Source organism: Streptomyces carpinensis (assembly GCF_002154505.1).
In the GTDB taxonomy this organism is placed as follows: domain Bacteria; phylum Actinomycetota; class Actinomycetes; order Streptomycetales; family Streptomycetaceae; genus Streptomyces; species Streptomyces carpinensis.
In genome coordinates, this window is sequence record NZ_MUBM01000282.1 from 1 (window position 1) to 8,011 (window position 8,011).

The window sequence follows — 8,011 nt, forward strand, 5'->3', positions numbered from 1 at the left end:
CGCCGGGGCCCCGGCGCGCGGCAGCGGCCGTCCTTCCGAAGCACCCGAAGGAGTGCGTTTTCTCATCCGTTCCCGCGTCGCCGGCGCCCGAACACCGCACGGAACACCGGCTTCTGGTGCACTTCGCTCAGTCCAGGCGAAGGTGACGAGACATCAGGGGGCACGGTGGGCACTGCTACATGTCGCTATGGGCGGCTCAGAACGGCGCTGGCAGCTCTCCTGGCCTGCGGCACACTGGCCGGCACGGCCCTGGTGGGGGCCTCGTCAGCCAGTGGCGCGCAACGCGCCAAGGAGATCGCACCGGGCGTGGAGTACCGCGACTTCGACCTCCGCGCGGCCCACGGAGTGGCCCACGCGCACCTGGTCAGCGTGGACCTGAACAACAAGCACGTACGGATCGGCCTGCTGCGTCCGGGCGCGGTGGCGGCGCGCGGCAGGGTGTCCCAACTCGCCGACGTCCAGGGCGCGCTGGCGGGCGTCAACGGCGACTTCTTCCACATCACCGAGACCCAGCACCCGGGCGTCGCCGCGACCGGCTCGGCCGTCGGCCCGGAGATCGCCGACGGGCGCGTCCTCAAGGCCGCGGTGCCGCACGGGCAGCGGTTCGGGCCCGCCCTGCCGCCCGGCACGACGACCGAGGACGTGCTCGGTGTGGGCACGAACCGCACCGCACGTCTGGACCGGCTGACCCTCTCCGGCTCGCTGAGCACCCCGGAGGGGATGTGGAGGCTCGGCGGGCTCAACCAGTACGCGCTGCCGGTCGGTTCGATCGGGGCGTTCACCTCCGACTGGGGCGGCGTCTCCCGGGCGCGGGCCACGTGCGGCACGGACTCCAGCAGAAGCGCCCCGTGCAGCACCGACACCTACGAGGTGACCGTCCGGGGCGGTCAGGTCGTCGCCACGGCCGGCAAGCCCGGCAGCGGCACCATCCCGGCCGGCACCACGGTACTGGTGGGCCGCGAGACGGGAGCACAAGTGCTGCGCAAGCTGTACAGGGGCGAGCCCGTGCGGGTGGAGCACCACTTGGTGGCGGCGTCCGGGGCCGCGTACTCCTTCGCCATCGGCGGCTTCCCGGTACTGCGCCACGGCACACCGCCGGCCGGCCTCGACAACACGGTGGCGACGGTGCGCACCGCGGTGGGCATCGCGGGCGACGGCCACCGTCTGCTGCTCCTGGCCCTGGACGGCGCGTCCGAGTACCGCAGCGGTCTCACCGTGGCGGAACTCGCCTCGGCGCTGCGGAGCCTGGGTGCCAGCGAGGGCTTCAACCTGGACGGCGGCGGATCCAGCACGCTGGTCGTCCGGCAGCCCGGCAAGCGCGCGGTGAGCGTGCTCAACCACCCGAGTGGCGGTACCGAACGGGCGGTGGCGAACGGGATCGGAGTCTTCCCCGCCTCGTGACTGGTCCCCCCACCTCGTGAACCGTCCCGCGAGACGGGGGTCAGGGCCGCAGGTTGCCGACGATCTGCGCGGTGGCCTCGAGCCCCTCGCGAATCGTGGGTGCCATGCTGGAACAGGCCAGGAAGAAGCCGAGCAGGCAGCAGACCAAGGCGTGCGAGAACTTCAGTGCGCCGTTGCGCACGAAGATGATCGCAAGGACCGCGAGCAACAGCACCGCAGAGATGGAAATCGTCATCGTCAACCTCCTCCGCCACGCCCACGTCGCGGCTTTCGGCCGCAAGTGTGGCGTAGCGGAGGGTTCGTCCGGGCGGCTGACGTGTCCTCCGAACGTGTGGTTCTGCGGTGGGCTCCACCGGCTGCCTGCCGGTTCTACCGCCGTCGCTCGTGCGTGTCGAGGAACGCCTCCAGGCCGGCCAGGTCGTCGGTGTTGAGCAGGTCGACGCCGGCGGCGAGCAGTTCGCTCCACAGCGCGTCGCGGGCCGGGCCCGCCGTGTCCGGAGTGGCCCAGAACCGGACCTTCTGGCCGTCCGCGTGCGCCTGGCCGACGATGGCCCGCAGCTTCCGGCGCTCGGCGTCCGGGAAGGGGCCCTCGCCCAGCCAGCCGAAGTTCTGGGTCCAGTTGTCGCTGATCAGCGGAACGAAGGTGGCGGGGGCGGGGGTGCCCAGATCGCTGAGCCGGCCGTCGTAGAAGGCCCGGCGCTCGCTCTGCGCCTCCATGGGGGCACGGGCCGCACGGTCGCCGGAGATCACCGCGGTGACCGGTCCGGGGTGCACACGCCCGTGGGCGTACGTGGTGAACAGGTGCCCGTAGCGCGTCAGGTGGCGGTCGAGTTCCCGGTACGTCGAGGCGCCCTCGGTCTTGATGTCGATGAGGAGTTGCAGGGGCGGCCTGCGCCATCCCTGGTACACCGACCCGTGGTCGGCCCTGACCCGGGCGGACAGCGGGTCGAGGTAGAGGGATTCGAGCGTGCGCCTGGGGTCGAGGTCGACGGGGTCGTGGGCGACGAGGAGCTGGTCGCCCACGAGGTAGATGTCGGCCTCCACGCTGCCGAAGCGGTGGTCGAGTGCGTCGAAGAGGGGGCGGGGGTGTTCGTAGTCGTTGTGGGCGTGGGCGTGCCACAGCGGGTGCGGGCCTCGCGCCCGTTCCCCGGCGGCGGCAGGCGCGGCGGGCAGTGCGACCGTGCCCGCGAGTGCGGCGCCGAGGGTCGTCAGGGCTGTGCGACGGGTGGTGAGGGCCATGCTCTGCCTCCCTGAAGGGGCCGGATGGGACCGGGGAGAGTATGAACGCGCTCTCCGTCCAGAGGGCCCTTCCCTGCGGTGAGTTGGCCGGAAGGCCGCCCGTTGTTCACTTCGTCCGATCGCGCACACCGAAAAGCCCGCCCGGGTGGGGCGGGCTTCACGGCCGGTCGGTCAGGGCGCCTGGAGGTCGACCAGACGGGCCAGCGCCTCCCGGTGGGCGCCCGCCGTGCCGTAGGCGATCGAGTCCGCCTTGGCCCGCTTCAGATACAGGTGGACCGGGTGCTCCCAGGTCATGCCGATACCGCCGTGCAGTTGCAGCGCCTCCTCGGCCGCGTGGACGGCGACCGAGGCGGCGTAGGCCTGTGCGACGGCCACGGCCACATCGGCGTCCTCGTCCCGCGCGAGCGCGTCGGCCGCGTTGCGCGCGGCGGCGCGGAGTCCAACGACCTCCAGCCACAGCTGGGCGAGCCGGTGCTTGAGCGCCTGGAAGCCGCCGACGGGCCGGTTGAACTGCTTGCGCTCCTTCAGGTAGCGCACCGTCTCCGCGAGCGTCCAGTCGGCGAGGCCCAGCTGCTCCGAGGCGAGCAGTCCGGCCCCGGCGCGCAGGGCCCGGCGTACGGCGGGTCCGGCATCGCCCAGCAGACGGCCGCGCGCGCCCGTGAAGGTGACGGTCGCGACCGGCCGGGTCAGGTCCAGGGACACCTGCGGGGTGACGGTCACCTCGCTCGCGTCGACCGCGTAGAGTCCGCCGTCCCGCACCGGGACGAGCAGCACGTCCGCGACCGCCGCGTCCGCGACGCCGGTCAAGGTCCCGTGCAGGAGGCCGTCTTCCTGGCGTACGGTCTCGAAGCCGCCCGGTGCGTGGTGCAGCCCGACCGCCAGGACGCCGATCGCCCGGCCGGACGCCAGCCGGGACAGCAGCTCGGCACAGACGTCGCCCTCGCAGGCCAGCAGCGCCTCGGCGGCGACGACGGCGCTGGTGAGATAGGGGACGGGAGCCACCGCGCGGCCGAGCTCCTCCAGCACGACGGCCGCCTCGCGGTGCGTGGCGCCCTGGCCGCCGCGGTCCTCGGGGACCAGCAGACCGGCCATGCCCATGCCGTCCGCGAGCGACTTCCAGAGCGCGAGGTCGTGCGGAGCGTCCGACTCCGCGCGTGCGATCACGCCCGCCGGGTCGCAGTGGTCGGTGAGCAGGTCCCGGACGGCGGCGCGCAGCGCCTCTTCCTCCTCGGAGTACAGCAGGTCGGGCTCGGTGCTCGGCGTACTCGTCGTGCTCATCGGGCGAGGTCCTTCCAGGCGACGTCCTTGTCGGTGCGCGGCTCTGCGGGCAGGCCCAGGACGCGCTCGGCGACGATGTTGAGCAGGACCTCGCTGGTCCCGCCCTCGATGCTGTTGCCCTTGGAACGCAGATAGCGGTAGCCGGCGTCGCGTCCGGTGAAGTCGACCAGTTCGGGGCGGCGCATGGTCCAGTCGTCGTACAGCAGCCCCTCCTCGCCGCGCAGTTCCACCTCCAGGCCGCTGATCTCCTGGTTGAGGCGGGCGAAGGCGAGCTTCATGCCGGAGCCCTCCGGACCCGGCTGCCCCGCGACGAGCTGCTGGCGCAGCCGCTCTCCGGTGAGGCGGGCGACCTCGGCCTCGACCCACAGGCCCAGCAGCCGCTGGTGCAGGTCGTGGGTGCGCAGTTCCGGGCGTTCGCGCCAGGTCTGCGCGACCCGGCCGATCATGCCGCCCTCGCGGGGCAGCCGCATGCCGCCGATGGAGACGCGCTCGTTCATGAGGGTGGTCTGGGCGACCCGCCAGCCGTCACCGATCTCGCCGAGGCGGCGTGAGTCGGGGATGCGGACGTCGGTCAGGAAGACCTCGTTGAACTCGGCCTCTCCGGTGATCTGGCGCAGCGGCCGGACCTCGACACCGGGGTCGGTCATGTCGCAGAGGAAGTAGGTGATGCCCTGGTGCTTGGGGAGGGCGGGGTCGGTGCGGGCGATGAGGATGGCCCACCGGGCGAGATGCGCGCTGGAGGTCCACACCTTCTGCCCGTTGACCACCCAGTCTCCCCCTGCGTCCCGCACGGCGCGGGTGCCGAGCGCAGCCAGGTCGGAGCCGGCGCCGGGCTCGCTGAACAGCTGGCACCAGACCTCCTCCCCGGTCCACAGGGGCCGCAGGAAGCGCTGCTTCTGCTCCTCGGTGCCGTAGCGCAGGATGGTCGGGGCGGCCATGCCGAGGCCGATGCCGATGCGGCGCGGATCGTTGTCGGGGGCGCCCGCGGCCTCCAGTTCGGCGTCGACGACGGCCTGCAGGGAGCGCGGGGCGCCGAGCCCGCCGAGGCCCTCCGGGTAGTGCACCCAGGCGAGCCCCGCGTCGAAGCGGGCCCTGAGGAAGTCGAGGCGGTCGGTGGTGGCCGGGGGGTGCGCGGCCAGCAACTCGGCCGTTCGGCGCTTGAGTCCGGCTGCGTCGGTCATGCGGCTGCTCCGTTCTCCGACGAGAGGTCCAGGGACGGGACGACGGCCACCCGGCCGGTGGTGGCACCGTCGGCGACCCACTGCACGGCGGCCGCGGCCCCGCCCAGCGGCACCCGTTCGCTCACCAGGGGCCTGATCGCCCCCCGGGCGGCCAGCTCGGTGAGCTGCTCGTGGCAGTGCTGGACCAGCTTGGGGTTCTTGGTGTTGTACAGGCCCCAGTGCAGGCCGAGGATGGAGTAGTTCTTGATGAGGGCGTGGTTGAGCGCGGGGCTCGGAATGGACCCGCTGGCGAAGCCGACGACCACGATCCGGCCCTCGAAGGCGACGACCTTGGCGGACTGGGCGTAGGCCTGGCCGCCGACCGGGTCGTAGATCACGTCGGCACCCCGGCCGCCGGTGGCCTCCTTGACCGCGGCGACGACGTCCTCGCCGTGCCGGTCGACGACGACGTCGCAGCCCAGTTCCCGGGCCACGGCGGCCTTGTCCGGGCCCCCGACGACACCGATGACCGTGGCGCCGGCCGCCTTGCCGAGCTGCACGGCCGCACTGCCGACCCCGCCGGCGGCGGCGTGGACGAGCAGCGTCTCACCGGCCTCCAGGTGCGCCCGGCGGTGCAGGCCGAACCAGCCCGTCTGGTAGCCGATGTGCAGGGCAGCCGCCTCGGCGTCGTCCAGCGCCTCGGGGGCGGCCAGCAGCGCCGCCGCGTCGGCGACGGCGTACTCGGCGAAACCGCCGTACGGCAGCGCCGGGTTGGCGATCACTCTGCGGCCGTCGGCCGTCTCGCCGCAGATCTCCACGCCCGGCGTGAAGGGCAGCGGTGGCCGGACCTGGTACTGGCCGCGGCACAGCAGCGCGTCCGGGAAGTTGATGTTGGCGGCCCGCACCCTCAGCAGGACCTGGCCGTCACCGGGCGTGGGCCGCTCGGTCTCCTCCAGGCGCATCACCTCGCTCGGCTCGCCGTTCTCGTGCACTCGCCATGCCTGCATGCGCCGCCTCCACGGGACTGCGGTTACTCGGACACTCGAACCCGACGGGAGGCATACTAAGCGGTCGCTTGCCGATCCGGGAACACCGGACGTCAGTCGTCTTCACCACGCCGCGACGGCCGTGCCCGTACGTGCATGCGCTCGCCCTGCGGCCCGAACAGGCTCAGGAACTCCACCGGCCCCTCGCCCGTCGAGCCGAACCAGTGCGGCACGCGCGTGTCGAACTCCGCCGCCTCGCCCGCCGTGAGCACCACGTCGTGCTCGCCCAGCACCAGCCGCAGCTTCCCGGAGAGCACGTACAGCCACTCGTACCCCTCGTGGGTCCGGGGCTCGGGTTCGAGGCTGCGCCGCGGTTCGAGCACCTTGAACGCCTGCAGACCGCCCGGCTGTCTGGTCAGCGGCCAGTGGGTGCGGCCACCGCGCACGATCGGCTTGGCCCGCACCCGCGGGTCGCCCACCGGAGGAGCGCCGACCAGCTCGTCGAGCGGCACCTGATGGGCCTGTGCGATGGGCAGCAGCAGTTCGAGGCTGGGTTTGCGCAGGCCGGACTCCAGCCGCGACAGGGTGCTGACGGAGATGCCGGTCGTCTCCGAAAGAGCCGCCAGGGTCACCTCCCGCTCCTTGCGGATCCGCCGCAGCCTCGGCCCCACTCCCGCCAGTACGTCGTCGGTCGTCATGCTGACATTGCAGGATCGGCAAAGACGTTTGTCAATCCGGCACGGCAGGGGTGACCGTCGTCCGCGGAGGTGGTCACCGTGACCGAGAAGTACGGCGAGACGTACGGCGACGAGACGTACGAGGAGAAGCACGCATACGAAGTGGTCGTCGTCGGAGGCGGGGCGGCCGGGCTGTCCGCCGCGCTGGTCCTGGGCCGGGCCCGGCGGCGCACGCTGGTCGTCGACGCGGGTGAGCCGCGCAACACGCCGAGCGCGCACATGCAGGGCTTCCTGTCCAGGGACGGCATGTCACCGGCCGCGTTCCTGGCCACCGGCCGTGAGGAGATCGCGCGGTACGGGGTCGAGCTGGTCCGGGACCGGGCGGTGGACGCCGTCCGGGACGCGGCCGGCGAGTTCGACGTGACTCTGACGGGCGGACGCGCCGTCCACGCCCGGCATCTGGTCGTCGCCACCGGGCTGAAGGACGAGCTCCCGGCAGTCCCGGGCGTGGCCGAGCGCTTCGGCCGGGACGTGCTGCACTGCCCGTACTGCCACGGCTGGGAGGTGCGTGACCAGGCCTTCGGCGTGCTCGCGACGAGCCCGCTGAGCGTGCACCAGGCACTGATGGTCACCCAGTGGTCCAAGGACGTGACCCTTTTCCTGCACCAGGTCGGTGAGGTGGAGTTGTCCGACGACGATCTGCGCAGGCTGGCCGCGGCCGGGGTCGAGGTGGTGCCCGGTGAGGTGGCGGGCGTGGTCGTCGAGGCCGACCGGCTGACCGGGGTCCGGCTCGCCGACGGGACGGTCCACGCCCGTGAGGCGCTGTTCGTCGCCCCGCGCGCGCTGCCGCGCAACGATCTCCTGCTGCGGCTGGGCGCCGAGCTGCGCGAGACACCCTTCGGCGCCTACCCCGTGATCGACGAGCGGGGCCTGACGACCGTCCCCGGCCTGTGGGCCGCCGGGAACGCCAGCGGCTTCGCCGAGCAGGTGATCAACTCGGCCAGCCGCGGCTACCGGGCCGGCGCGGCGATCAACGGCGAACTGCTGTTCGCCGACCTCGACACGACCGTGACGGCCCAGAGCGCCGGCCGGGGGTAGGGCGCCGCCCGGGGAGGTAGGACACGGCGAGGCGGGAGGGCCGACGGGGACGGGTTGACGGGGTGGGAGGACAGCCTGGGCGATCGCCTGGATGCGGGGAGCACCGCCGGGCGCGGAAACATCACCGGGTGCGGAACACCGCCCGGCGCGGGGCACCGCCGGGTACGCGGCA

General features: G+C 72.9%; 8 protein-coding genes. 2 read left to right on the forward strand and 6 right to left on the reverse strand.

The features are described from left to right. The first annotated feature begins 165 nt into the window (after positions 1 to 165). Positions 166 to 1,401: a phosphodiester glycosidase family protein gene (locus tag BZY54_RS33500; protein ID WP_244217468.1), complete on the forward strand. Its 1,236-nt coding sequence runs from the start codon at positions 166 to 168 to the stop codon at positions 1,399 to 1,401. 40 nt (positions 1,402 to 1,441) lie between these two features. Here BZY54_RS33500 and BZY54_RS33505 read toward each other — a convergent pair whose 3' ends face one another. From BZY54_RS33505 to BZY54_RS33530, 6 genes are all read right to left on the reverse strand, one after another. Continuing rightward, positions 1,442 to 1,636 (reverse strand): hypothetical protein, encoded by a 195-nt coding sequence (locus BZY54_RS33505; protein ID WP_086729092.1) that lies wholly within the window; start codon positions 1,634 to 1,636, stop codon positions 1,442 to 1,444. Positions 1,637 to 1,770: 134 nt separating this feature from the next. Then, a complete protein-coding gene (locus BZY54_RS33510) occupies positions 1,771 to 2,640 on the reverse strand; it encodes a phosphatidylinositol-specific phospholipase C/glycerophosphodiester phosphodiesterase family protein (protein WP_086729093.1) in 870 nt (289 codons plus the stop codon). A gap of 171 nt (positions 2,641 to 2,811) precedes the next feature. After that, positions 2,812 to 3,918, reverse strand: coding sequence for an acyl-CoA dehydrogenase family protein (locus BZY54_RS33515; RefSeq protein WP_086729094.1), 1,107 nt, complete (start codon positions 3,916 to 3,918; stop codon positions 2,812 to 2,814). Beyond that, positions 3,915 to 5,099: an acyl-CoA dehydrogenase family protein gene (locus BZY54_RS33520; RefSeq protein WP_086729095.1), complete on the reverse strand. Its 1,185-nt coding sequence runs from the start codon at positions 5,097 to 5,099 to the stop codon at positions 3,915 to 3,917. Before BZY54_RS33520 ends, BZY54_RS33515 begins: the two co-directional genes overlap by 4 nt. Next, positions 5,096 to 6,085: an NADPH:quinone oxidoreductase family protein gene (locus tag BZY54_RS33525; protein WP_086729096.1), complete on the reverse strand. Its 990-nt coding sequence runs from the start codon at positions 6,083 to 6,085 to the stop codon at positions 5,096 to 5,098. The genes BZY54_RS33520 and BZY54_RS33525 overlap by 4 nt, the downstream gene beginning before the upstream one ends. A gap of 92 nt (positions 6,086 to 6,177) precedes the next feature. Next, positions 6,178 to 6,762, reverse strand: a complete 585-nt coding sequence (locus BZY54_RS33530) for a helix-turn-helix domain-containing protein (protein WP_086729097.1) — start codon at positions 6,760 to 6,762, stop codon at positions 6,178 to 6,180. Between the two features lie 78 nt (positions 6,763 to 6,840). Here BZY54_RS33530 and BZY54_RS33535 point away from each other — a divergent pair, with 78 nt between their 5' ends. Further along, entirely contained in the window at positions 6,841 to 7,839 is a 999-nt protein-coding gene (locus BZY54_RS33535; RefSeq protein ID WP_086729100.1) for an NAD(P)/FAD-dependent oxidoreductase, read from the forward strand. Positions 7,840 to 8,011 lie beyond the last annotated feature (172 nt).